Origin of the sequence: Pseudomonas brassicacearum (genome assembly GCF_003732265.1) — a bacterium.
Lineage (GTDB): Bacteria > Pseudomonadota > Gammaproteobacteria > Pseudomonadales > Pseudomonadaceae > Aquipseudomonas > Aquipseudomonas brassicacearum_D.
Genome location: NZ_MOBK01000073.1, coordinates 1 through 315 on the forward strand (window position 1 = coordinate 1; position 315 = coordinate 315).

A 315-nucleotide genomic window follows, 5' to 3' on the forward strand; every position below is an offset into this window, starting at 1 on the left:
ATGAGTGGTGCCATTCAACCAGCATTGGCGTCGTTGCCGTCCACCTCTACCGGGACAGATCCAGTAGATCCGCGAGATGAGTCGGATGACAAGGTTCTGACAACTCTGGAGGAGCTTGAGGGCTATCACATCGTTCGTGCGCTGGTCCGGTCGGTGGTCGATGCCAAGCGAATCGTTCAGCGTGATACGCAGAGTTACTTCGGGATACTGCTGGATGACAACAATCGCAAACCAATCTGCCGGCTGCATTTCAATCGGTCACAGAAGTACATCGGTATATTTGATGAGGAAAAAAATGAGACCCGTCATCCGATC

1 pseudogene is annotated in these 315 nt (G+C 52.1%); it reads left to right on the plus strand.

Features of this window, described 5'->3' with window-relative positions:
* A pseudogene (locus BK660_RS30100) lies at positions 1 to 315 on the plus strand (restriction endonuclease); the annotation flags it as partial.